The 22,397-nt window shown below is 69.6% G+C and carries 22 protein-coding genes; 10 read left to right on the top strand and 12 right to left on the bottom strand.

Annotation, left to right across the window (positions count from 1 at the left end; translation table 11 throughout):
• Window positions 1-6: 6 nt before the first annotated feature.
• Both FOH10_RS33320 and FOH10_RS33315 read right to left on the bottom strand, forming a co-directional pair.
• Complete coding sequence (locus tag FOH10_RS33320; RefSeq protein WP_039817932.1) at window positions 7-564, bottom strand: methylated-DNA--[protein]-cysteine S-methyltransferase; 558 nt, start codon at window positions 562-564, stop codon at window positions 7-9.
• Between the two features lie 53 nt (window positions 565-617).
• On the bottom strand, window positions 618-836 hold the full coding sequence (locus FOH10_RS33315) for a hypothetical protein (RefSeq protein ID WP_143983597.1): 219 nt from the start codon (window positions 834-836) through the stop codon (window positions 618-620).
• 61 nt (window positions 837-897) lie between these two features.
• On the opposite strand from FOH10_RS33315, the gene yczR reads away from it, so the two are divergent.
• The gene (gene yczR / locus FOH10_RS33310) at window positions 898-2,445 is read left to right on the top strand and encodes a MocR-like transcription factor YczR (RefSeq protein ID WP_143983596.1); all 1,548 of its coding nucleotides are present in this window, start codon (window positions 898-900) and stop codon (window positions 2,443-2,445) included.
• 86 nt (window positions 2,446-2,531) lie between these two features.
• On the opposite strand, the gene FOH10_RS33305 is transcribed toward yczR, so the two are convergent.
• A complete protein-coding gene (locus tag FOH10_RS33305) occupies window positions 2,532-3,821 on the bottom strand; it encodes an adenylosuccinate synthase (protein ID WP_029929769.1) in 1,290 nt (429 codons plus the stop codon).
• A gap of 315 nt (window positions 3,822-4,136) precedes the next feature.
• On the opposite strand from FOH10_RS33305, the gene FOH10_RS33300 reads away from it, so the two are divergent.
• Together FOH10_RS33300 and FOH10_RS33295 are read left to right on the top strand one after the other, a co-directional pair.
• Window positions 4,137-4,733, top strand: coding sequence for a hypothetical protein (locus tag FOH10_RS33300; protein WP_228814939.1), 597 nt, complete (start codon window positions 4,137-4,139; stop codon window positions 4,731-4,733).
• A 7-nt stretch (window positions 4,734-4,740) separates the two neighbouring features.
• Complete coding sequence (locus FOH10_RS33295; protein ID WP_143983594.1) at window positions 4,741-5,523, top strand: site-2 protease family protein; 783 nt, start codon at window positions 4,741-4,743, stop codon at window positions 5,521-5,523.
• Between the two features lie 143 nt (window positions 5,524-5,666).
• Here FOH10_RS33295 and FOH10_RS33290 read toward each other — a convergent pair whose 3' ends face one another.
• The gene (locus FOH10_RS33290) at window positions 5,667-6,761 is read right to left on the bottom strand and encodes an FUSC family protein (RefSeq protein WP_039817972.1); all 1,095 of its coding nucleotides are present in this window, start codon (window positions 6,759-6,761) and stop codon (window positions 5,667-5,669) included.
• A 64-nt stretch (window positions 6,762-6,825) separates the two neighbouring features.
• Complete coding sequence (locus FOH10_RS33285) at window positions 6,826-7,281, bottom strand: DUF3151 domain-containing protein (RefSeq protein ID WP_029929773.1); 456 nt, start codon at window positions 7,279-7,281, stop codon at window positions 6,826-6,828.
• A 1,883-nt stretch (window positions 7,282-9,164) separates the two neighbouring features.
• On the opposite strand from FOH10_RS33285, the gene FOH10_RS33280 reads away from it, so the two are divergent.
• Both FOH10_RS33280 and FOH10_RS33275 read left to right on the top strand, forming a co-directional pair.
• Window positions 9,165-10,454, top strand: coding sequence for an Rv0361 family membrane protein (locus FOH10_RS33280; protein WP_143983593.1), 1,290 nt, complete (start codon window positions 9,165-9,167; stop codon window positions 10,452-10,454).
• A gap of 353 nt (window positions 10,455-10,807) precedes the next feature.
• Window positions 10,808-11,851, top strand: coding sequence for a fused (3R)-hydroxyacyl-ACP dehydratase subunits HadA/HadB (locus tag FOH10_RS33275; protein ID WP_143983592.1), 1,044 nt, complete (start codon window positions 10,808-10,810; stop codon window positions 11,849-11,851).
• Window positions 11,852-11,915: 64 nt separating this feature from the next.
• Here the strand turns inward: FOH10_RS33275 and FOH10_RS33270 are convergent, their stop codons facing one another.
• Window positions 11,916-13,367 carry a glycoside hydrolase family 183 protein gene (locus FOH10_RS33270; RefSeq protein WP_143983591.1) on the bottom strand — a complete coding sequence of 484 codons (1,452 nt, stop codon included), beginning with the start codon at window positions 13,365-13,367 and terminating at the stop codon, window positions 11,916-11,918.
• Between the two features lie 72 nt (window positions 13,368-13,439).
• Here FOH10_RS33270 and FOH10_RS33265 point away from each other — a divergent pair, with 72 nt between their 5' ends.
• On the top strand, window positions 13,440-13,709 hold the full coding sequence (locus tag FOH10_RS33265) for an HPr family phosphocarrier protein (protein ID WP_143983590.1): 270 nt from the start codon (window positions 13,440-13,442) through the stop codon (window positions 13,707-13,709).
• Here the strand turns inward: FOH10_RS33265 and FOH10_RS33260 are convergent.
• A complete protein-coding gene (locus FOH10_RS33260) occupies window positions 13,706-14,824 on the bottom strand; it encodes a BTAD domain-containing putative transcriptional regulator (RefSeq protein ID WP_039817975.1) in 1,119 nt (372 codons plus the stop codon). The genes FOH10_RS33265 and FOH10_RS33260 overlap by 4 nt on opposite strands.
• Window positions 14,825-14,948: 124 nt before the next feature.
• Complete coding sequence (gene fbaA, locus FOH10_RS33255; protein WP_029929789.1) at window positions 14,949-15,986, bottom strand: class II fructose-bisphosphate aldolase; 1,038 nt, start codon at window positions 15,984-15,986, stop codon at window positions 14,949-14,951.
• Window positions 15,987-16,208: 222 nt separating this feature from the next.
• Here fbaA and FOH10_RS33250 point away from each other — a divergent pair, with 222 nt between their 5' ends.
• The gene (locus FOH10_RS33250) at window positions 16,209-16,868 is read left to right on the top strand and encodes a DedA family protein (protein WP_051037852.1); all 660 of its coding nucleotides are present in this window, start codon (window positions 16,209-16,211) and stop codon (window positions 16,866-16,868) included.
• A gap of 31 nt (window positions 16,869-16,899) precedes the next feature.
• Window positions 16,900-17,580 carry a DedA family protein gene (locus tag FOH10_RS33245; protein WP_143984475.1) on the top strand — a complete coding sequence of 227 codons (681 nt, stop codon included), beginning with the start codon at window positions 16,900-16,902 and terminating at the stop codon, window positions 17,578-17,580.
• A 10-nt stretch (window positions 17,581-17,590) separates the two neighbouring features.
• Here the strand turns inward: FOH10_RS33245 and FOH10_RS33240 are convergent, their stop codons facing one another.
• The 4 genes from FOH10_RS33240 to FOH10_RS33225 form a co-directional block, all read right to left on the bottom strand.
• Entirely contained in the window at window positions 17,591-18,739 is a 1,149-nt protein-coding gene (locus FOH10_RS33240) for a glycoside hydrolase family 76 protein (protein WP_244961481.1), read from the bottom strand.
• Window positions 18,740-18,847: 108 nt separating this feature from the next.
• Window positions 18,848-19,534, bottom strand: a complete 687-nt coding sequence (locus FOH10_RS33235) for a TrmH family RNA methyltransferase (RefSeq protein ID WP_143983589.1) — start codon at window positions 19,532-19,534, stop codon at window positions 18,848-18,850.
• Between the two features lie 26 nt (window positions 19,535-19,560).
• On the bottom strand, window positions 19,561-19,860 hold the full coding sequence (locus tag FOH10_RS33230; RefSeq protein WP_143983588.1) for a DUF4190 domain-containing protein: 300 nt from the start codon (window positions 19,858-19,860) through the stop codon (window positions 19,561-19,563).
• Window positions 19,861-19,897: 37 nt separating this feature from the next.
• On the bottom strand, window positions 19,898-20,200 hold the full coding sequence (locus FOH10_RS33225; protein ID WP_143983587.1) for a DUF4190 domain-containing protein: 303 nt from the start codon (window positions 20,198-20,200) through the stop codon (window positions 19,898-19,900).
• A 90-nt stretch (window positions 20,201-20,290) separates the two neighbouring features.
• Here FOH10_RS33225 and FOH10_RS33220 point away from each other — a divergent pair, with 90 nt between their 5' ends.
• The gene (locus FOH10_RS33220) at window positions 20,291-21,685 is read left to right on the top strand and encodes a sensor histidine kinase (RefSeq protein ID WP_143983586.1); all 1,395 of its coding nucleotides are present in this window, start codon (window positions 20,291-20,293) and stop codon (window positions 21,683-21,685) included.
• A complete protein-coding gene (locus FOH10_RS33215; protein ID WP_029929805.1) occupies window positions 21,682-22,335 on the top strand; it encodes a LuxR C-terminal-related transcriptional regulator in 654 nt (217 codons plus the stop codon). The genes FOH10_RS33220 and FOH10_RS33215 overlap by 4 nt, the downstream gene beginning before the upstream one ends.
• Window positions 22,336-22,397: the final 62 nt, after the last annotated feature.

Below are 22,397 nucleotides of genomic sequence, written 5' to 3'. Positions count from 1 at the left end.
CCGCGGTCAGAACAGGGTCGGTTCTCCGAAGCCCGGGGTGCGCTCGATCTCCAGCAGCCGCTGTTTGGTGGTGAGTCCGCCGTGGGCGGAGAAACCGTGCAGCGCGTGGTCGGCGGCGAGCACCCGGTGACAGGGGATGATGAGCGGAATCGGGTTGCGGCCCATGGCCTGTCCGACCGCCTGGGAGGCATTGGGCATGCCGACACGGGCCGCCACCTCGCCGTAGCTGAGGGTGTGGCCGGGGGCGATGGCGCGGGTGACGGTGTAGACGGCGCGGTGGAACTCCGGAATCGTGGTGGTGTCCAACGGAATCCAACGCAGGTCGTCGAGGTCACCGGCGAGGTGGGCCTGAATGCGGGCGATGGCCTTGCCGATGTCGAAGGTGGGTTCGGCGGGCGCGACCGGCTCGCCGCGGTAGGGCCGGGTGATGCGGGCCAGCGTGGCCTCCGCACCGTCCTCGGGCAGTTGGAAGCGCAGCACGCCGACGGCGCTCCATGCGATGGCGCAGGGGCCTATCGCGGTATCGAAGAGCGCCGCGGCGAGCGGACGTTCCGGGTAGGGCATAGTGCCAGTGTGCACAGGGTGACCGACATATCCGGTTCGAGCATGCCAGTTTTTTAAGACTGGACTGCCGACTCATGGCGTGTCCGCGCGGCGTCCAGATCGACGAACTGCCGCTGATCGTCATAGTCACCGGCCGACCAGTCCGCCATCGGAGCATGCGGCCGATACCGGGTGAGCAGGCGATCCCAGTGCTCACCGGGGGCGGGGGCGAAGTGGTAGACGAGCCAGCCGAAGCAGCCGACCACCGCGATCGAGAACAGCAACGAGGTCATGGCCCAAGAATGAAGCCAGTTGCACTTGAATCAAATATCCACTGCCCGGATACTGGCCTGTATGGCGACACGAGTGATCGGCGCGGCCAGCCTGGCGCGAGACCTGGGACGGTGGCGGCAGGACGAACCCGGAGCCCGGGGCACGGAGGGCGACGGCCCGACCGAGTCCCGGCCCGGCGGCGGTGAATCCGACACCGCCCGCCGCTCCCCCCGGCCCGCGTATCTGGCGCTGGCCGAAGGGATTCGGCTGCTCATCCACGACGGCCGCGCCCCACTCGGCATCGCACTGCCCAGTGAGCGCGATCTGGCGACCACCCTCGGCGTCAGCCGCACCACCGTCACCTCCGCCTACGCCCTGCTGCGCGAGCACGGCTACCTCATCAGCCGCCAGGGATCGCGCAGCACCGTGGCGCTACCGCCGACCGTGGTGCACGACGGCACCAAACCGGCACGCAGCCTGCTGGCCATGATGGCGCAGCCGGAACTGCCGACCATCGATATGACCTATGCGGCCATGTCCGCGCCGCAGGAGATGAAGGACGCGTATTCCTTTGCCCTGCAAGGGTTGCCCACCTACCTGGGCACACACGGGATGGACCCGGTCGGCATGCTCATGCTGCGCGAGGCCCTCGCACGCCGCTACACCGAACGCGGGCTGCCCACCGACCCCGAACAGATCCTGGTCACCCTCGGCGCGCAGCACGGACTGCGGCTGCTGCTGAACGTGCTGACCACCCCGGCGGAACGGGTGCTCATCGAACACCCCACCTATCCGAACGCCATCGAGGCCATCCGCGATGTGGGGGCGCGTCCGGTGCCGGTGCCGCTGCTGCCCGACGGCTGGGACCTGGACGGAATCCGCAGTGCGGCACGCCAGACCGCCGCCAGCGTGGCGTACCTGGTGCCCGACTTCAACAATCCGACCGGACTGCGGCTGGACGAGGCGGGGCGCGCCGAACTGGCCGCCATCGCCCGCGACACCCGGATGACCGTGATCGTCGACGAATCCATGGTGGATCTGGACCTCACCGGCGGTGCGCAGACGCCGCCCGCGGCCGCCTTCGCTCGCGGCGCGGAGATCGTCACCATCGGTTCGGCGTCGAAATCCTTCTGGGGTGGCCTGCGGGTCGGCTGGGTGCGCGCCAGCCAGTCGCTCATCACCAAGTTGCTGGGCACCCGATCCACCGTCGACCTCGGCACCCCGGTGATGGATCAGCTGGCCACCGTGCACCTACTCCAGAACGCGGATGCCATTCTCGCGCAACGCCGTGCGCAACTGCGCGCCCGCCGCGCGACCCTGCTGGAGGCGCTCACCGAGGAACTCCCCGACTGGCGGCCCACCACCGAGGGCGCGGGCGGCATGTCGCTGTGGGTGCAACTGCCCACCCCGGTCTCCACCGCCCTCGCGGCGACCGCCCCCAACCACGGCGTACTGCTCGCCGCCGGACCGCGTTTCGGCGTCCAGGGCGCGTTCGAACGCTTCCTCCGGCTGCCCTTCACCCAGGAGGAAGCGGACCTGCGGCTGGCCGTGAAATCCATTGCCGCGGCCTACTCGGCGTTGACGCCGCACGCCGCCGACCCGCTCGCACCACTGACCCCGCTCTACTGAACGACGGCGTAACCCGGATCGCAACAGCGCCCGCCCACCGCGGGATGCGGCGGGCGGGCGCTGTGCGGAAGTGCGACGCGGCTCGGTCAGCCCAGCACGTCGTGGCGGACGATGGTCTGGTCGCGGCCCGGGCCGACGCCGATGCAGGACACGCGGGCTCCGGAGAGCTCTTCCAAGCGCAGCACGTAAGCCTGGGCGTTGGCGGGTAGCTCCTCGAAGGTGCGGGCCCCCGAGATGTCCTCCCACCAGCCGGGCATCTCCTCGTAGATGGGCTTGGCGTGGTGGAATTCGGTCTGGGTGGTGGGCATCTGCTCGACCCGCTCGCCGTCGATCTCGTAGGCCACGCAGATCGGGATGGTGTCCAGGCTGGAGAGCACGTCGAGCTTGGTGAGGAAGTAGTCGGTGATGCCGTTGACGCGGGTGGCGTAGCGGCCGATCACCGCGTCGAACCAGCCGGTGCGGCGGGCGCGGCCGGTGGTCACGCCGACCTCGCCGCCGGTCTTGGCCAGATACGCGCCGGACTCGTCGAACAGCTCGGTCGGGAACGGGCCGGAGCCGACGCGGGTGGTGTACGCCTTGAGGATGCCCAGCACCGCGCCGATCTTGTTCGGGCCGATGCCGGAACCCACCGCCGCGCCGCCGGAGGTCGGATTGGAGGAGGTGACGTACGGGTAGGTGCCGTGGTCGACATCCAGCAGCGTGCCCTGCGAACCCTCCAGCAGCACGGTCTCGTCGCTCTCCAGCGCCTGGTTGAGCAGCAGGCGGGTGTCGGCGATGCGGTGTTTGAAGCCGTCGGCCTGCTCCAGCACCTCGTCCACCACCTGCTGCGGGTCCAGCGCGCGGCGGTTGTAGATCTTCACCAGCACCTGGTTCTTGAATTCCAGTGCGGCCTCGACCTTCTGGGTGAGGATCTTCTCGTCCAGCACGTCGGCGACGCGCACGCCCACCCGCGCCACCTTGTCCTGGTAGCAGGGACCGATGCCGCGGCCGGTGGTGCCGATCTTCTTGTTGCCGAGGAAGCGTTCGGTGACCTTATCGATGGCCACGTGGTAGGGCATGATCAGATGCGCGTCGGCCGAGAGCAGCAGGCGGGAGGTGTCCACGCCGCGCTCTTCCAGACCGGCCAGCTCCGCCAGCAGTACACCCGGGTCGACGACCACACCGTTGCCGATGACGTTGGTCACACCGGGGGTGAGAATGCCGGACGGAATCAGATGCAGCGCGAAATTGTCACCATTGGGAAGCACCACGGTGTGACCGGCATTGTTGCCGCCCTGGTAGCGGACAACCCACTGCACCCTGCCGCCGAGCAGATCGGTTGCTTTGCCTTTGCCCTCGTCGCCCCACTGGGCGCCGATCAGCACGATTGCCGGCATCAGGAGTCTCCTACGGGATCGACACGCAGCGTCGGTGACACTGCAGCTACCCGCCGTCACAAGGCGGTGGCCGGACGCACAGTCTAGTGGATACGGGCATACCCCCAGGTTCCCGCCCCGCCCGCCGTGACGAGGAGCGAAGCGGAGGCAACTGAACAGGACTATGGTGGCATCGGTGCGGACCGGCAGGCGCTCGGTCCGAGACGCGGCGAGGCGAGGCGAATTGTCAGGTCCGAGGAGGGTGTACGGCAGTTGAGTACCCATGTTCTCCGCTGCAACGGTGCACCGGTACCGATCGCATTGGCATCGCTGCCGATGGTGCAGACCGCCGCCATTCCCGATCCCGCCGCCCTGGACGAGATGCTGCCGGTGCTGGCCGCCGACAGCCTGCCCCGGCTGATCGTGCTCGGCGAGGACGCCGGACTGGCCGCCGTGCTCACCCACCTCATGCGCACCGAACGGCTCCATGTGGAGATCGGCTACGTGCCCGTGGACCGCACCTACGGCTCACGCGCCTACCAGACCGGCACCGGCAACGCCGCCGCCAAGAAGGCCCTGGAGGGCTCCGCGCGCGAAACCCCGCTCATCCGCGACGACACCGGCAAGGTGCTCATCGGCCGCGCCAGCATCGTGGGGCCGAGCGGTGAGAAGCTGGAGGGCGAGGCGTACGTGGACGACACCCGCCTGTTCACCGGCAAGGTTGCGGCGCTGCACGTTTCGCCCATGCTGGAGATGCCGGGACTGCACGCCACCGTGCAGCGGGGGCTGCGCAAGCGCAAATGGGTGGCCGGTCGCGCCATGCAGTTGGGCACCCGTGGCGCACTGGTCGTGCGGGACGGCGTGAGCAGCGACAAGACCGTGCGGCGGTCCACCTTCTACCGGCACCACGTGCCGTGGCTGCTGGTGCGCTAGGAGTGCGATGAACTATCCGCAGTCGGTGGGGCGCAGGTCCGGGTCGGTGCGGCCGAGCCCGGTATTCCTGCTGTTCGTGGGCGTGACCGTGCTGGGCGGGGTGCTGGCCTGGAACGGTGACGCGTCGTCGATGCCGGCTCGGCTCGGCGTGTTCATCCTGGTGGTGGCGGGCTGGATCGTATCGGTGTGCCTGCACGAGTTCGGCCACGCGTACACCGCGTGGCGGGCGGGCGACCGCGAGGTCGAACTGCGCGGCTACCTCACCCTGAACCCGTTGAAGTACAGCCACCCGCTGCTGTCCATCGTGTTGCCGCTGATCTTCATCGCCATCGGCGGATTCGCGCTGCCCGGCGGTGCGGTGTACGTGCACTCGCACAACTTCAGCCCGCGCACGCAGCGGATTCTCAGTGGTGCCGGTCCGGCGGTGAACCTGGTGTGCGCGGTGGTGCTGCTGCTGGTGATCCGCCTGTTCGGCAGCTCCGACTCGCACGAGGTGTTCTGGTACGGGCTGAGTTTCCTGGCCTTCCTGCAGATCTTCGCGACGGTGCTCAATCTGCTGCCGGTGCCGGGCACCGACGGCTACGGGATTCTGGAACCCTCGCTCAGTTACAAGACGCGCCGCTCGCTCGACCAGATCAAGCCGTACGGCATCCTGCTGCTGGTGGCCATGCTGTTCGTGCCGGAGATCGGCGCGGTGTTCTTCGGCACGGTACGGACGCTGTTCGAACTCTCCGGCCTTCCGGCGGGCTGGGCGGGCAACGGCTTCTCGCTCACCCGCTTCTGGATGTAGGGCGGGCCGCACCACCCCTCGAGGTACGGCCCACGACGAAACCCTAGGAACGGGCGACGACATCCACGCGAGTAGCCGACTACTCGAAGATCAACAGCGACGGCCCGCGGGCGAGTGCGTAGGCAACGCCCCGGCGGGTGATGTCAATCGACCGGCGTCACATAGGGATTCGCCACGGTGGGCGGCAGCAGGGCGATGGCCGACAGCCGCTTCATGCCGCAGACCTCCATGAGATCGACCACGATCGAACGGAGCTGCGCGAACACCACGTGCGCGGAGATGCCCGCGTCGGCCACCAGATCCTTGGTCGCGCCCTTGGCCACGGTGCGCAGCACCCGGGTGGCCTCCGCCGGATCGGGCTGTTCGCCCGGATCGGCGAGCACCATGCGGCGCACCACCTCCACCGCCTCGCCGAGCTTCTCCACCTCGGTGACCAGGCGCGGGTCCAGGATCTCGTCGTCACGCACCGAACTCAGGGCACGGCGCAGCAGTACGCGAGTGTTGCGAACGGCGTTGTCGAGCGGGTCGGCGGCGGTGCGCAACTGCTCCAGGCGCGGTTTGGCGTTCCAGTACAGCGGGGACAGCCGGATCACCTCCTCGCTGCCCTTCAGGGTGTCGCGCAGGCTGTCGATCTGCGGCTGGGTGCCGCGTACCGCCTGCAACGCCTCCTTCACCTTGGCGGCGTCGTGTTCCAGCAGGCCCGCGCCGCAGTCCATCAGACTGGAGTGCATCACCTCGAGGATGTCGGCGGCCTGCTGCCGGGCGCGGCGCACCGGATGCAGCGGAATCGCCGCCACCACAACGATTCCCACCAGACCGCCGACCAGGGCGTCGATCATGCGCAGTGAACTGCCGCCGGTGTGCGGGGGCAGCAGGGTGGCCACCAGCACCGCGGAACTGGCCGCCTGCGCGGTGATGATGCTGCCGCTGTCGAGGAACACCGCCGCCGTCATGGCGACCGCGACCACCAGGGCGATCTGCCAGACGCCGGTGCCCACCCAGGAGATGAACAGGTCACCGATGCCGATGCCGACCGCGACGCCCACCATGAGTTCCACCGCGCGGCGCATCCGCGCGCCGAAGGAGACGCCGGTGGAGATGATCGCGGCCATCGGCGCGAAGAAGGGCTGCGTATGGCCGATCACATTGTGCGAGATGAACCAGGCCAGCCCGGCGGCCACCGCGCACTGCACGATCGGCAGCCACGAACTGCGCACCCGCTTGGTGGCGTTGCGCAGTTGCGTGGCGCTCGACTCGCGCGCGGTGGTGAGCTTGCCGCCCAGTGCACTGCTCAAATCGGCGTCAGTCCAGGCCGAGTTCGGCCGCGGCCCGCGGGTCGCAGTCTTCGAGGAGGTCCAGGCAGCGGGCGTACTCGTCGGTCTCGCCGATGGCGCGGGCGGCGCGGGCGAGAGCGCCGACGGCACGCAGGAAGCCCTGGTTCGGTTCGTGGTTCCACGGCACCGGACCGAAACCCTTCCAGCCGTTGCGGCGCAGCAGGTCCAGGCCGCGGTGGTAGCCGGTGCGGGCGAAGGCGTAGGCGGCGATGACGTCGGCGTTGACCGTGTCACCGTCGGGATCGGTCACCGATTCGCCGCGTTGCAGGGCGTCCTCGGCGAGCTGCGCCCACGCGAGGGAAGCCGTCGGATGCGCCGCCGCGACCCGCACCGGGTCCTGGCCGTCGAGCAGCGCCTCCTCCACATCGGAGTTATCCGGGAGTAACACCGGCTGGGGCCCGAGCAGATCACCGAAGGAGGTCATGCCGATCATTGTGCACCGCCGGTCGGATTGCTCAGTAGGCTGACCTCGAATCACCGTTCCGCCAAAGCGAGGGGTAGCGCGTGTCCGACTCGAACGCCGACAAGCAACCACAGGGCCAGGGAACCGACTCCCGCCCGGAGAACACCGGTAGCGGCGCGGGCACATCTGCCGAGCGGAGCGGGGGCGCGCGCGGCGAGGCGATGGGGAACCTGGGCGGCGCGGATCGGCCCGACCAGGGCGACATCAGCCGGGGCGACGCGGGCGATGGAAGCCAGGCGGACCGGGGGGACGCACGCCAGCCCACCCAGGGCAACGCGGACGGTCCAGCACCGGGCCGCCCCCTCGGCGCGGCGCCGACCGCACGCCCCGGCACGCCACCCGGCCAATCCGGCGGCCGCCCGTCCTTCGCCACCATCCACTACGACGAGCCCTCCCGACCCGCCGGTCCCCCACCCCGGTCCGGCGGCCCCGGCATGCGACCGCCCCAGCCGAGCGGCCCCGGCAACGGCCCAGGCGGCCCCGCGCTACCGGGTGGCCCGCGCAACGCACCGGCAGGCACCGCAGGTGCGGGCTCCCCGGCCGACGCCACCATGCAGTACCCCGCCATGCCGCCGAACCCACCCCACCGCGGCCAGACCCGCCCCGATGCCCCGGGAGCCCCGAACCAGCCCCCCGGCGGACAACCCGGCCCACGCGACGGCAACCCGAACGTGCGCGGTGGGCAGCCGGACCGGCGGGTCGGACAATCGGACCCGCGCGAAGGCAACCCGAATTCACGTGGCGGGCAGCAGCATCCGGGCACCGGACGGCCGGTCCCACGTAGTGGACAAGCGGACCCGCGCGGCGCACAACCTGGCCCACGTAGCGGACAGCCGGAGCCACGCGGAGGACAACCCGATCCACGTGGCGGCAAACCGAATCCGCACGGCGGGCAACCACAGGCCCCCGGCGGACAATCGGCCCCTCGCGGCGGACAACAGGATCCGCGCGGCAGTCACCCCGGCCGCCCACCGCAGTCCGGCAGCCGCCCCGGCATGCGCGACACCGTCCCGGGCGGCCCCGCCGTGTCACCGCTCGCCGGAATCGCCCAACCCCTGGTCTCCACGCCGGACCCGCAGCCACACCCCGACTCGGGACACGGCGACCGGCCCGACCCCGGCGACCGGCCCGATCCACGACACCCCGACCCGACCCTGCCGGGCCCGGCAGGAAGCGTTCCGTCCCAGGACGACGCGGCTCCGGCCGGGCCGCCGCCCGCATCGGCGCGGGGCTCCGCACCGGGCGACTCCCCGGAGCGTGCACAGGAGAATTCGTCAGGTGACGCAGGTGCACGGCCCGGTTCAGCGCAGCCGGGCTCCCCGCTGGACGTCTCCGGACATAGCGATTCCGCACAACGCGGTTCGATGCCGGGCGCTCCCGTACCCGGCGGCCCCGGACAAGGTGGCCCCGGCGGTCCCGCACCGCAGGGCCCCCGGGAAACGGTGCGGGGCGACAGCGCACCGAACGAGGCGCGCGAACGTGGCACCGCTCCGGGCGGCCCCGGGCAGGACGGCGACTCGCCCGCTGTGGCGGCGCAGGGCACGTCTCGGCCGGGCGTCGATGCGGAAGACGCTCCCACACAGCGTGAATCGATCCGCGGCGGCGCGGGGCAGGCCGGTACGGCATCGCGAGGCCCCGGTGCGTCGGAAGTGGACGACAGCGCACCGAACGACGCGCTTCAGCGTGGAGCCGCTCCGGACGCCCCCGGGCAAGATGCCGACGTCCGTGGTGATTCCGAATCCGACACCCCGACGGAGCGCGTGATGCTGTCGGGCGGGTCCGGGAGCGCCGAGGGTGGGCGGGATGCATCCGGGCACGGCGGGTCCGGGAGCGAGAGCCCGACGGTGCGGTTCGCACAGGGTGATTCACGATCCGGCGCCGAGGCGGGCGGCAACGCGAAGGGCGTTGGTGCACAGTCCGGTTCGGCGGGTGCGACTGCCGGGATGGCGGGCGCACCGGGTGGGGTGGCGGGCGCACCGACCGAGCCGGGCGTCGAAGAGGCGGTTGCGCAGACTTCCGGCGCTCGCGATGCGGACTCCGACGAACCCGCCGCGGACGCGACCGGGGAGGCGGGACCAGATGCGGAAACCGTTGCCATCCAGCAGGTTCCGGAGGGGGCCGAGGACAAGACCACGGCTATGCCGGTGGTGCCTCGGGAACAGGCGGTGACCGAGAAGATTCAGACGGGGCGGCCGGGGCCGCTGAGCAAGCCGAGTACGCCGCGTGGGAATGCGGGGCCGCGGAATGTGGGGCCGCGCGGGCAGGCGGGGCCGGGGGCGGAGAACCTGGACGAGACGCGGCCGTCGCCGCCGCATCGGCAGCCGCCGGTGCCGCCGCGGAAGGCGAGCGCGCCGTCGCCCGCCGACTTCCAGCCGACCATGCCGGGGCGGCCGTTGAACGCGCCCCGGGCGACCGCTCCGGGTGGGCCGCGGCCGCCGCGGCCGGTGGCTCCGCCGCAGCGTATCCCCGCCGCCGGTGAGCGGGTGGACACCACGAAGCAGGTGGCGCCACCGCAGCGCGTGCCCGCCCCGGGCAAGTCCGACACCGGCACGCCGCCGCGCACGGCCGTCGGCGGGCAGCTCGAAACCGGTGCGTCCGCGCAGGGCGGAGCCACCGATACCGGCGCGAATCCGGTGGCGGCTCCGCAGCGGGTGCCCGCCGCGAGCGAGTCGGGGACAGCGGAGAGGTCCGCGCGGGGCAAGCGCTGGTGGCTGCTGGTCGGTGCGGCGGCGGTGCTGGTGGTGGCGCTGCTCGGCGTGGTGATCGCGCTGGTGGGCGGCGGTACCGACAATTCGCCCGAGGGGCAGGTGAAGCGGGCCATCGGGACCTACACCGATGCGCTGGCCGAGGGAGATCTCGAACAGTTGCGCGCCATCACCTGCGGCACCCAGCACGACTTCTACCAGAACATCTCGCCGGAGCAGTTCGCCGGCGTGTACCAGACCTCCAAGGAGCAGAAGGCGATTCCGGTGATCGACTCGATCGACGCCGTCCGCATCACCGACGACACCGCCATGGCGCAGGCCACCGTCCACACCGCCGCCGATCCGAGCGAGCGCACCCAGCGCACCTTCGATCTGCAGAACACCGACGGCGGCTGGAAGGTCTGCGATCCGCCGAGCTCGCCGAACTGACGCACCCGACGCCTCGCGCAATCCCGACACCGCGGGCAATCCCAACACCTCGACAAGCGCAGCGCCGCCGGAGTTGATCCGGCGGCGCTGCGCTGTCCGCTCCGCAGCCGTTCGCTCCCCGCAGCCGTTCGCCCCCGGCAGCCGTCCGCTCCCCCGCAGCCGTTCGCTCCATAGCCTGCGTGCAGCGGCCCGCACCGGACAAATCGATCCGGGTTCACGGCCGCGATGAACGTCACAAACACCTGGTCACCGGACCGACTCGCCGGTAGCATGGCCCGGATTGTCTGGGCCAGCTTCGACGGCGACATCGTCCGGCCCGCCAGGATTTCAGAAGTACAGGGAGTTGGTTCAACATGCCGGAGACGGCAGAGGCGGCCACCGCCACCGCACTGGTCGGCCGGCACTTCCGGGTACGCGACCACTACGAGGTCGGCCGGGAAAAGGTTCGCGAATTCGCGCGCGCCGTGCGCAACGACCATCCGGCACACCACCATGAGGTCGACGCCCGCGAACTGGGCTACGAGGGCCTGCTGGCACCCGCCACCTTCTCCTCGGTCATCGGCGCGGCCACCACCCGCTCCCTGATCGGCACGGTGCTCACCGAGTACGACCTGTCGCAGGTCCTGCAGACCGATCAGGTCTTCGAGTACCACCGCCCGATCCTGGCCGGTGACCGGCTGTCGGTGGACGTGGTCATCGACTCCATCCGCCAGTTCGGCGACAACGACTTCATCGTCGTCAAGGTGACGCTCAGCGACGCGCTCGGCCTGCCGGTGCTGATCTCCAACACCACCATCGTGGCCCGTCGCGGCGCGGATATCGACCCCGATATCGCCGACACCGTGGCGGGGCTGGTCATGCACGGCCATGTCGAGGACCCGGACTCCGGCGCGACCGACCCCAGTGGCCTCGTACTGCTGGACCTCGACGAGTTCGAGGCGTTCCCGGCCCCGGCCGAGCCGCTACCGGTGCACACCACGCCGACCGCCGCCACGCTCGCCCCCGGCACCGAGCTGCCCGCCGCCAAGGTGCCGGTGACCCGTGGCGACCTGGTCAACTACGCGGGCGTCTCCGGCGACCCGAACCCCATCCACTTCAGCGATGCCGCCGCCACGATGGCCGGGCTGCCGACGGTCATCGCGCACGGCATGCTCACCATGGGTCTGCTTGCCGGACAATTGGAGTCGTGGCTGGGCGATCCGGCCGCGCTCACCAAGTTCAGCGTGCGGCTGTCGGGTTTCGTCCCGGTCGAGCCGACCACCCCGGCCATCATCGAATTCACCGGCAAGGTGAAGTCGGTCGACGCCGACAACCGCACCGCCACCCTGATGCTCGGCGCGACCTGCGACGGCAAGAAGCTGTTCGGCCGCGCTATCGCCGAGGTGCGCCTGCGCTGAGCACGTCTCACCGCCGAGCACGTCTCACCGCTGCGCATGTCGCACGGCCGGCTCATGCACGCGGCTACCGCATGCGCGCGTGCATGAGGTAGACGTTGTAGTCGTTCCAGGTGGTGAGGGTGAAGTACAGGTCTTCGCCGGTGGACCACGGGTGAATGAATCCGCCGTACAGCTCCGGATATTGGAGCACCGTCGCCATCGGTGTGCTCGGCGACCAGACGCCCTGCGGTGAATTCGCCTCCCGCACCACGATGGCCGCCTTGGCGGTGTCGAGGTAGCTCATCTGCCACACCTCGCGCGCCGCGTCGTAGCGTACCGACAGCTCCCCGGCGGGAGCGTCGACAATCGGTGTGGCGGAAGCGAATCCGCCCACCGGGGTCCAGGCGCCGTCCCGCCAGTACTGGTAGGCGGTGGTGTTGAGCACCTGATCCTTGGGCACCCGCGCCAACCCGACCGCGCCGAGGCGGGTATTGGGCGTGCCGAACATGTACACGTGGTCGCCCTGCGGAACCATCGCCGTCACTTGGAAATTCGATATCCCGAAGATGTTGTCCCAGCGGGCGTGCGGATCCTTGGTCCAGGTTTCGCCGTGGTCGTCGGAGTAGGCGATACCGCCGTGGTTGGTATGAAAGGTGCCGGGGACGGCGTTCCAGGTGCGGATGGACATGTAACTCATGTACTGCCGCTCCCCCAGGGCGAACCCCGAGGTGGGAATGGTCGTCATCTCGATATTGTCGAGTTTCTTGCTGCTCAGCAGTTCCGCCGCGTGGCAGCGCGAATCCATGACCATGCGGTCGAAGGTGAGTCCGTCGGCCAGGTCGGTGTCGGTGCTGAAGGCGAGCACATTACTGCGCCAGTCCTCACCGAAGCCGCCCGGCGGATGGAAGTCGCGGCCGACGGTGTCGCCGAAGGCGATGGCGATCTCCCCCGGCGCGCTCTCCCACATGATGCCCAGGTCGGTGCCCTGCACCTGCCAACGCTTGTCGGTGCGGTTGATGGAGGAGGCCCCGGTCAGCTTGGCGACCTCGCGGACCTCCGCCACGGCGGGCGCGGGTCGCGGCGGGGCCTGCGGAGCGGCCTCGATCACCGGGGTCACCGGTTCGGGGCCGGGTGGCGGCGGCGGGACGTCCGGGTTCGGGAAGGCGAAGTGGAAGGGCTGCGGCCGCAGCCGCAGTTCCGGAATGCCCAACTGCTCCAGCAGGTTCGGTGGGTCGAGCGGCCCGTCGGTGAGATCGGGGCACGGGTTGACGCACGGATCGGCAGGCAGGTCCATCCGCACCCGGTTCCGGTTCTCCACCGGCGGTCCGGGATCCACGGTGACCACCGGATACGGAATCGGCACCTCGACGGTCTTCCCCAGCAGCCCTTCGTGTGTCGCCTTGGGATCGGTCACACACGGCCCGGCCCCCGCCACCGGCCCGTTGGGCACCGCCTCCGCCGCGGACCGATCGGCCCACACCAGCACCCCGGCCCCGCACACCACCGCCCCCACGGCCGCCAGCATCCGCTTGGCCATGCACCACCCTCTCGACATTCGGGTCATTTCGGGCACGAACAACTGCGCAGCAGCGTAATACAGTCGGCTGCCGTGTACATGGAGACCATCACCGCCACTCGCGAATTGACCGCGGAACTCGCGCGGCGGCTGGCCGACACCGCCGTAAACTCCACCTCACGGGTGACGATCAGCTGCCACGAGCGGAGCGTGAATCTGCCGGTATTGCCGTGGGCTTGGGCGGAATTGCGGGTCCGACCGGGCGATACCGTCACCGTGACCGCCGAGAACGGACATCGCCCACCCGATCTCGAGGACCGTCGGGTGCTCAGCGCAGTCGTCGCGGTCCTGACGGCGGGCTAACCCGCCGCCTGGAACACCAAAACCGTCGACCCGATGCGGATGGCGTCCCCGTCGGTCAGCACCGTGGCGCTGTCGATGGGCTCGTTGTTGATGTAGACGCCGTTGGCCGAGTGCAGGTCCTTGATGAGGAGGCCGGCGCGGCTGGGGGTGATGTGGGCGTGGTAGCGGCTGGCCTTGGGGTCGTCGAGGATCAGGTCGTTGTCGGTCATGCGGCCGATCTTGAGGCCGGCGGCGGCGACGGGGATGGTGCGGCCGTCGGCGAGGCGGAGGTGTCCGCTGCGGACGGCGCGCGGGGTTTCGGTGACCGTTTCGGTCATGGCCTTGGCCATGCGTTCGACGTCGACGATCTCCATGGTGTCCAGAGGTTCCTGGCGCAGTACCCGCTGTTCCAGCGCGACCAGGGCGGGGCCGGGGTCGATGCCGAGTTCGTCGGCCAGCACGGTGCGCACGCGACGGCAGGCGTCCAAGGCGTCGGCCTGGCGGCCGGACAGGTACAGGGCGGTGATGAGCTGCGCCCACAGCGGTTCCCGCAGCGGATGCGCCTGGGTCATGGCGACCAACTCACCCACCACCGAAGACGCTCGCTTGCAGGCGATTTCGGCGTCGATGCGGGCGGAGGCGGCCAGCAGCCGCTCCTCGTCCATGGCGGTGGCGAAGCTGTCGGCGAAGGACAGTCCGCTCAGATCGTCGAGGGCGCGGCCGCTCCACTGCTCCAGCGCGGCCGCGTACAGCCGGGCCGCGGATTCGGGATCACCCGCCGCCGCGGCCTCGGCGGCGCTGCGGCGAATGGTTTCGAACCGGCCCAGGTCGCACTGGTCGTCGGGGATCTCCAGGCGGTAGCCGGAGGATTCGGTGCGCAGCACGGCGGCCGCGTCCACCCCCGCCTGACGCAGCGTCTTGCGGATATTCGACACGAACACCTGCAGGCTGGCCTGGTAGGAGTCCGGCGGCTCGTCGTTCCACACGATGTCGGCCAACGCCTGCGAGGACACCGCGCGCCGCCGGTTCACGATCAGCGCGGCGAGCAGTGCGCGCGGTTTCGGTCCGCCGACCGGCAGCACCCGGCCGTCGACCAGTAGTTGCACAGGTCCGAGGACCCGCACCTCGAGAGTCATGCCGTGCACCTCGGATTACGTCAGGGCAACTTATATCGAAGCAACGAAAACGGCCGCGGCGGTGCAGACACCGCCGCGGCACACGCGTCGCTCACCTCGTTCGGATTTCCGCTCGCGGAATACCTTACTTGGCGCTGATGGAACGACCGGCCGACTTCAGGTCGTTGCACGCCTCCACCACGCGGGCGGCCATATTGGCCTCGGCCTTCTTCAGGTACGAGCGCGGGTCGTAGACCTTCTTGTTGCCGACCTCGCCATCCACCTTCAGCACCCCGTCGTAGTTGCTGAACATGTGCGCCGCCACCGGCCGGGTGAAGGCGTACTGGGTGTCGGTGTCGACATTCATCTTGACCACGCCGTAGCGCAGCGAATCCTCGATCTCCGACTTCAGCGAGCCCGAACCGCCGTGGAAGACGAAGTCGAACGGCTGCGCGTCCGCGCCCAGGCCCAGCTTGGCGGCGGCCACCCGCTGGCCCTCGGCCAGCACCTCGGGCTTGAGCTTCACATTGCCCGGCTTGTAGACGCCGTGCACATTGCCGAAGGTGGCGGCCAGCAGGTACTTGCCGTTCTCGCCCGCGCCGAGCGCGTCGATGGTCTTCTCGAAGTCCTCGGGCGAGGTGTAGAGCTTGTCGTTGATGGCGTTCTCGACGCCGTCCTCTTCACCGCCGACGACGCCGATCTCCACCTCGAGGATGATGTTGGCGGCGTGGGCCTGCTTGAGCAGTTCCTTGGCGATCTCGAGGTTCTCGTCGATCGGAATCGCGGAACCGTCCCACATGTGCGACTGGAACAGCGGGTTCTGCCCGCTCTTGACGCGGTCGGCCGAGATGGCCAGCAGCGGGCGCACGAAGGTGTCGAGCTTGTCCTTCGGGCAGTGGTCGGTGTGCAGCGCGATGGTGACGTCGTACTTGGCGGCGATCACGGTGGCGAACTCGGCGAGCGCGACCGCGCCGGTGACCATGTCCTTCACACCCAGGCCGGAGCCGAATTCGGCACCGCCGGTGGAGAACTGGATGATGCCGTCGCTACCCGCGTCGGCGAAGCCCTTGATGGCCGCGTTGACGGTCTCCGACGACGTGCAGTTGATAGCAGGGAACGCGAAGGAGTTCTCTTTGGCCCGAGCAATCATCTCGGCGTAGATCTCCGGAGTCGCGATGGGCACAGTGACCTCCGTTGTGTGTGCTGCGTACAACAAATTCTGTCAGCCCACACCATAGGACAGGCGGCTTTCCCACCACCGGCTGGCCTCACAACCCTGATAAGTCTGTGATGTCGCTTCGACATTCGGTGTGATGTGCGAATCACCGGTACTGTGGTGGCCGTGACCTTGCTGGCCGCTGCTGACACCGTGACGACCCTGGCGCTGCCCCAGTTCTTGGATCCCATGTACCTCCTCACGGAGTCGTGGTTGAAGAACGCGGTGCTGCCGGCCATTCTGGCGATCGTCTTCATCGAGACCGGTCTGCTGTTCCCGCTACTGCCGGGCGACTCGCTGCTGTTCACCGGTGGCTTGCTCGCGGCGCAGCCGAACCCGCCGGTGTCGATCTGGATCCTCGCGCCCGCCATCGCGGTGACCGCGTTCCTGGGCGACCAGTGCGCCTACTGGATCGGCCGCAAGGGCTTCGGTCCGGCGCTGTATCACCGCCCCGACGGGCGGTTCCTGAAGAAGAAGTACATCACCGAGGCGCACGACTTCTTCGAGAAGTGGGGTCCGGCGGCCATCATCATGGCCCGCTTCGTGCCGATCGCCCGCACCTTCGTGCCGGTGCTGGCGGGCGTCTCGGCCATGAGCTACCGCAAGTACGTGCCGTTCGACATCGTCGGCGCGATCCTGTGGGGCGGTGGCGTCACGGTGCTCGGCTACTTCCTGGGCAACGTGGCCTTCATCCGGGACAATATCGAGGCCATCTTCCTGATCATCGTGTTCATCTCGGTGCTGCCGATGGTGGGGTCCGTGGCGCGGGCGTTGCTGGGCCGTCGCTCGGCCGACGCCGAGGTCGTCGCCGAGGCGGAACCCGCCCGTACCAACGAACCCACCCACTGATCCCTTGTCCACCACCCCGCTGAACCTTGCGATGGGCGGTTTCGATCCCCTCGAGACAGCCGGGCCGCTGCTCGTCTGGACGGTGGTGCTGACCTTCGTCTTCCTGGAGTGCGCGCTCATCATCGGGCTGTTCCTGCCCGGCGATTCCATGCTCATCACCGCCGGCGTGGTGCTGGCCGCGCACGCCACCGGGGAGGCGCAGGTCTGGGCGCTGTCGGTGGGAGCCATGATCGCGGCCATCGCCGGTAACCAGGTCGGATACGTATTCGGCCAACGCACCGGACACCATCTGGTGGCGCGCAAGAACGGCAAGTACATCAACACCCACAACCTCGCGCGGGTGTCGGCCCTGCTGCACCGGCACGGCTTCTTCGCGGTGCTGGTGGCGCGGTGGATTCCGTGGGTGCGCACGCTCTGCCCGCTGGTGGCGGGTGCGGCCGGAATGGATCACCGCAAGTACACCGTCGCCTCCACCATCGGCGCGATCATCTGGGCACCGGTGCTGCTGCTCATCGGCTACTACGCGGGCAGCTTCCTGGAGGACATGTCCTGGCTCATGCCTGCGGTGATCTGCACGCTGGTGGTGGGGCTGATCCTGGGCACACTGCTCGGCATCCGGCAGTACCGGCTGGAGATGGCGCGTCCGGCCGAGGATTTCGACGTGGACGACGCGACCGACACTGCGGCCGTCGCCGACCGGCACGGCATCTGAGCGGACCGCGTCAGAGTCCCGCCGCGGTCACGGTGTACGCGGCCTCCATCAGCATCCAGCCCGAAAGCTGTACCGACAGATCGCGTTCCGGGGTGCGGGAGGCGGTCACCGAGCCATTGGCGGTGAGGTAACCCGCACCCGCGATACCGGGTAGTCGGGCCGGTTCGCGCCAATCGGGACCGAAGAGCGGTTCGCCCTCCACCTCCAGCCGGTTCTCCCAGGCCGCGACGGCGGAAGCCCGCACGATCGCGGCGGCGGTGCGGCGGGCCTTGCTGTGCGCGGCGTCGTCGCCGGGCAGCATGACGGCGACCAGGGCCAGGTAGCGGGCGAGGATGCCGTTGAACAGGCCACCGTCCCCACCGCCGCCACCATCGACCACACCGCCGCTGGTCATCTGCTCCTCGACGGCCGCCAGCAGGGTCAGCACCCGGTCCGCGTGCCGGGGTTCGCCGGTGTGCACGGCCAGTTCGGTTTCCAACCCGAGCACCACGCCCTGGCAGTAGGTGTAGACCGGATGCTCGATCTCGCCGGAGGGCAGATGGATGCCGTCCAGAATCAGCCCGGACTCCTTGTCGCGCAGGGTGTCGTCGAGCCAGTCGGCGATTTCCTGGGCGCGCCCGTAGCGTCCGAGCCGCGCCATGACGATCCCGGCCGGACCGTTGGCGGGTGCGTTGTAGAAGTCGGAGCCCCTACGCCACGGAATGCCGCCGCCCACCTCGGGCGTCCAACCGTCGACCAGTTCCTTCTCCAACGTCCGCAGCGCGTACCGCATATCGTCGATGCCCAGGGTGCGGTCGGCGCGCTCCAGGGATATGGCCAGCCAGGCCATATCGTCGTAGTAGTTGTTGGTCCAGCCGGTGATATTGCGCAGCCGCATACCCCGCGCCACGGTTCGGATACGCCGCAGCCGCGCGGGCGTGGGCTCGCGGTTGGCGGCATCGGTGGCGCAGTCGATGAGATGGGCCTGCCACCAGTAGTGCCAGGACACGAAGAGGCGGTCGCGCCGGGTCGCGGGCCAGCCGACCACGCCGAGAGTGGCTCCGGGAATTCCCCACAGCGCGCGCAGATGTCGTGACAGGATGGCGGATTCGGCCATATCGGCGCGCTCGGACCAGAGCGCAGCACTGGGCTCGGCAGGTCGCCCGGTCCGCGAAGTCATAGGACATATGGTGCCAGTCGGGCACCTGATCATGTGGCTGATTTCGTTATGCAACCGTGTCTGAATCGATCTTGGCAGGATGGCCGCGACCGGCCGTCGACCGGGGCGTCACCAGGCGGCCGACAGGTCCGCGTGTTCCCGCACCCACGCGTGCATGGCGATCCCCGCCGCGACCCCCGCGTTGATACTGCGCGTCGAACCGAACTGCGCGATGGATACGGTCAGCCGCGCCCCCGCCTTGGCGTCGGCGGTGACTCCCGGCCCCTCCTGCCCGAACAGCAGCAGGCATGCGCGCGGCAGCCGCACCGTCTCCAGGGGTACCGCGCCGGGCACATTGTCGACGGCCACCACCGTCAGCCCGGACGCCGCCGCGAATACCAGCAGCGCCGCCGTATCGGCATGATGCTCGATGTGCTGATAGCGGTCGGTGACCATGGCCCCGCGCCGATTCCACCGCTTGCGCCCCACGATGTGCACGGCCGCCGCCGCGAACGCATTGGCCGTGCGCACCACCGTGCCGATATTGGCGTCGTGCCCGAAGTTCTCGATGGCCACGTGGAACGGGTGCCGCCGCCGGTCGATATCGGCCACGATGGCCTCGCGGGTCCAGTACCGGTAGGCGTCCACCACATTGCGGCGGTCGCCGTGCGTGAGCAGCTCCGGATCCAGGCGCGGATCCGCGGGCGGCTCGGTGCCGAACTCCGCGCGCCACGGTCCGACGCCGTGCGGATGCTCGCCCCATTCGGTGGGGCCGGGCAGCGATTCGTCGGTCGGGGCGTGATTCACTCCGAACATCGTAATGAGGCCGGGTGCGGGCGAAATCAGGAGCTGCTCAGGCCGGCCCCGATGGCGATGGCGAAGATGACGAAGTAGAGCAGCATCAGACAGGTGGCGACGATGCCGCAGACATAGCCCGCGGTCACGTTGCCGCGCCCGCCCAGGGTGCCGCCGGAGGCGTCGATCTCGCGGCGCGCCTTGCTGCCCATGATCCAGGCCACCGGGCCGAGCAGCTGGCACAACACCAGGCCCAGAATGCCGAGCACCAGAATGGTGGTGGCCTGCGGATGGTCGGGCGGCGGACCGTAGCCGTAGGCCGGGTAGCCGTAGGAGGGGTAGCTCACCCGACCATCGTATTTCGCCGGCGCGCTCCCACGCGCGTCAGGCGCTGGTGGCGGTGAACGTGCCCAGCGCGAGCAGCACGACGAAGGCGATGACGGCGAGAATGATCAGGATCGACGCGATGATGCCGCAGACGTAACCGGCCAGCACGATGCCGCGCCCGCCGATCGCGCCACCGGAGGAGTCGATCTCACGCAGCGCGCTGCGACCCATCACCCAGGCGACCGGGCCGAGCAGCTGGCAGAGGATGAGGCTCAGAATGCCGAGCACCAGAATCACCACGGCCTGCGGATGATCACGCTGCGGGTACTGGCCGGGCGGCGGAGGCTGCTGATAGCTCATAGGCATGATGGTAGGGGTAGTGCTGACACCACCATGGAATTTCGGGTCAGCGCCATCGTGTCCCGAGCCCGCGCCGACGACGATGAAACCATGACGGAGATGCCCGCCGAACCCACCCTCGTGCTGCCGAAACCCGGCCCCGAGCCGTCCGAACCCGCGCCCGAGCGCACCGGACCGCCCCCGTGGCTGATCTTCCTGCGCGCCCCGTTCACCGCGCGCACCTGGAAGGAATTCGCCTACCTGCTGGTCGCGATGGTGCTCGGCGGCATCGCGACGCTGTATCTGGTCTTCGCCATCGGCGGCGGGCTGTACCTGTCGATCTTCGTGCTCGGTATCCCGATCCTGGCGGCCGTCCTGCTCGGCGGACGGCTGTGGGGACGGGTGTACCGCGCGGTCGTCGGCACACTGCTCGACACCCGGCTGCCCGAACCGCCACCGTTCGCACCCCGCCCCGGCTTCTTCGGCTGGCTGCGCGGAGCCTTCACCGACCGCACCTCCTGGCGAGCGCTGCTGTTCCTGCTCGCGCAGGCCGTGCTCGGCGTGGCCGTGGGCTATGTGGTGCTGGTCGTCGGCGTCATGTCGGTGTTCGTGGTGCTCTCGCCGATCTTCTGGGTGATCGACCATCCGATCAATGTGGACGAGAACGGGGTGGAGCATCACTCGCTGGCGCAGTTCGGGGACTTCTACGTGGAAACCTGGCCGCGCGTCATCGGTTTCGCACTGCTGGGGGTCATCGCCTGTTTGCTCATGCCATGGGTGATGCGCGGGGTGTGCTGGCTGCACCGGCTGCTGGCCGTCCTGCTGTTGACACCCACCGCGCGGGATCGGCAACTGGCCGAGTTACAGGCCAGCCGCCGGGCGGCGGTGGAGGATTCCGCAGCGACGCTGCGGCGGCTGGAACGCGACCTGCACGACGGCACCCAGGCGCGGCTGGTGAGCATCGCCATGGCGCTGGCCCGCGCCGAGGAGCGCATGGCCGCCGGGGGCGATCCCACCGAACTGATCGCCCAGGCCCGCTCCGGATCCAAGGAGGCACTGACCGAACTGCGCGAGCTGGTGCGCGGAATCCATCCGCCCGCACTGGAACTCGGCCTGGAACCGGCGTTGGAGACCCTGGTGGCGCGCTGTGCGCTGCCGGTGGAACTGCGGGTGCTGCTGCCGGTGCGGCCCGACCCCGCCCTCGAGGCCATCGCCTACTTCTCGGTGGCCGAACTGCTCACCAATGTGGTCAAGCACGCCGGGGCCACGCAGATCTGGGTGTCGGTCCTGCCGCAGGGCGCCGAGCGGTTCGCGATCTCGGTGCGTGACAACGGCGTCGGAGGTGTGCTCCAGCCCGCCGTGGGCACCGGCGACATCGGTGTGGGCGGCGGCCTCTCGGGGCTGGCGGCGCGGGCGCGCACCGTGGACGGCGAGCTCGCCGTGGACAGCCCGTCGGGCGGCCCTACCGTCGTCACCGTGCTGCTGCCGCTCACGGTGCCGCGATGAGTACGCCGCTGCGCATCGTCATCGCCGAGGACAATGCCATCCTCCGCGACGGGCTGACCGGTCTGCTCACCGAGCGCGGCCACCAGGTGGTGGCCGCCGTCGGCGACGCCGACACGCTGAGCGACGTGGTGGCGCGGCATCGCCCCGACGTCGCGGTGGTGGACGTGCGCATGCCGCCGACCTTCACCGACGAGGGGCTGATCGCGGCGCTCGCGCTGCGCCGCGGCCACCCCGAGGTCGGGGTGCTGGTGTTCTCGCAGTGGATCGAAACCCGTTATGCGACCGAACTTCTCGCTGCCGGCGCGGGTGGCGTCGGCTACCTGCTCAAGGACCGCGTCGCCGACGTGCGCGAGTTCGTCGACGCCCTGACGCGGGTCGCCTCCGGCGGCACCGCCCTCGATCCGGAAGTGGTGAGTCAGTTGATGGGTGCCACGCGCCAACAGGACGCGCTGTCCCGCCTCACCCCGCGCGAGCGCGAGGTGCTGGAACTCATGGCGCAGGGCTTGACCAATGCCGCCATCGCCGCCGCGCTCACCGTCACCGAACGAGCGGTGGAGAAGCACATCGGCAATATCTTCCTGAAACTGGATCTGCCGCCCTCGGACACCCATCACCGCCGGGTGCTGGCGGTGCTGCGCCTGCGCGGGTGACCGGCGACGGTGCGCGGACGGCGCGGCCTGCCACGGGAAAGGAAACGATGCCGGGTGGTTGC

The sequence above is a fragment of the Nocardia otitidiscaviarum genome (genome assembly GCF_007362295.1).
GTDB classification, from domain to species: Bacteria; Actinomycetota; Actinomycetes; order Mycobacteriales; family Mycobacteriaceae; genus Nocardia; species Nocardia otitidiscaviarum.
This window is presented reverse-complemented; position numbering and strand designations above follow the sequence as displayed.

Coding starts and splice junctions, on each gene's coding strand:
- FOH10_RS33285 (WP_029929773.1), bottom strand. CDS start 7,281: ATGACCTCCTTCGGTGATCTGCTCGGGCCCCAGCCGGTGTTACTCCCG.
- FOH10_RS33220 (WP_143983586.1), top strand. CDS start 20,291: ATGACGGAGATGCCCGCCGAACCCACCCTCGTGCTGCCGAAACCCGGC.
- FOH10_RS33295 (WP_143983594.1), top strand. CDS start 4,741: ATGAACTATCCGCAGTCGGTGGGGCGCAGGTCCGGGTCGGTGCGGCCG.
- FOH10_RS33275 (WP_143983592.1), top strand. CDS start 10,808: ATGCCGGAGACGGCAGAGGCGGCCACCGCCACCGCACTGGTCGGCCGG.
- FOH10_RS33305 (WP_029929769.1), bottom strand. CDS start 3,821: ATGCCGGCAATCGTGCTGATCGGCGCCCAGTGGGGCGACGAGGGCAAA.
- FOH10_RS33240 (WP_244961481.1), bottom strand. CDS start 18,739: ATGACTTCGCGGACCGGGCGACCTGCCGAGCCCAGTGCTGCGCTCTGG.
- FOH10_RS33215 (WP_029929805.1), top strand. CDS start 21,682: ATGAGTACGCCGCTGCGCATCGTCATCGCCGAGGACAATGCCATCCTC.
- FOH10_RS33235 (WP_143983589.1), bottom strand. CDS start 19,534: ATGTTCGGAGTGAATCACGCCCCGACCGACGAATCGCTGCCCGGCCCC.
- FOH10_RS33260 (WP_039817975.1), bottom strand. CDS start 14,824: ATGACTCTCGAGGTGCGGGTCCTCGGACCTGTGCAACTACTGGTCGAC.
- FOH10_RS33250 (WP_051037852.1), top strand. CDS start 16,209: ATGTACCTCCTCACGGAGTCGTGGTTGAAGAACGCGGTGCTGCCGGCC.
- FOH10_RS33245 (WP_143984475.1), top strand. CDS start 16,900: ATGGGCGGTTTCGATCCCCTCGAGACAGCCGGGCCGCTGCTCGTCTGG.
- FOH10_RS33225 (WP_143983587.1), bottom strand. CDS start 20,200: ATGAGCTATCAGCAGCCTCCGCCGCCCGGCCAGTACCCGCAGCGTGAT.
- yczR (WP_143983596.1), top strand. CDS start 898: ATGGCGACACGAGTGATCGGCGCGGCCAGCCTGGCGCGAGACCTGGGA.
- FOH10_RS33270 (WP_143983591.1), bottom strand. CDS start 13,367: ATGGCCAAGCGGATGCTGGCGGCCGTGGGGGCGGTGGTGTGCGGGGCC.
- FOH10_RS33320 (WP_039817932.1), bottom strand. CDS start 564: ATGCCCTACCCGGAACGTCCGCTCGCCGCGGCGCTCTTCGATACCGCG.
- FOH10_RS33315 (WP_143983597.1), bottom strand. CDS start 836: ATGACCTCGTTGCTGTTCTCGATCGCGGTGGTCGGCTGCTTCGGCTGG.
- FOH10_RS33300 (WP_228814939.1), top strand. CDS start 4,137: ATGGTGCAGACCGCCGCCATTCCCGATCCCGCCGCCCTGGACGAGATG.